Here is a 385-nt window from a genome sequence, read left to right on the forward strand (position 1 = left end):
GAACAGAGACGCCAGATGGTTGGCATTCGCCAGCAGGATCCCGCCCAGCGCGGCAATTAACACCAACAGGTAGAACTCATCCTTGTTGTCGTTATAGCCTTCAAGCCACGGGTAGGCGAAAGTACAGGTGGCGAGGCTCGCCAACAATACCAGCCCGGTGTAAAGCATGGCGAAACCATCAACGCGCATCAGCGGCGTAACGTCCATAGCGCCCGCCTGGCCAACAAACCAGAGCGAAACCAGCGCCGCGTTAAGCCCAATAACCGAGAGCGTAGCGTTGAGGAAATGATTGCGTCGCCACGCAATGGAGAGCATCACAACCACCACCGTCAAGCCGACGATCAGCAACGGTAGCAGTGCGATCAGGTTTTGTGGAGTTATTGTC

Annotated in this window: 1 protein-coding gene; it reads right to left on the reverse strand. The window is 56.1% G+C overall.

Annotation, left to right across the window (positions count from 1 at the left end; translation table 11 throughout):
* Positions 1-385 (reverse strand): hypothetical protein (locus tag FMM79_RS00070; protein WP_371710483.1); only part of this gene is annotated, 385 nt, incomplete at both ends.

It is taken from the genome of Novosphingobium sp. BW1 (genome assembly GCF_008107685.1).
Classification (GTDB): Bacteria; Pseudomonadota; Alphaproteobacteria; order Sphingomonadales; family Sphingomonadaceae; genus Novosphingobium.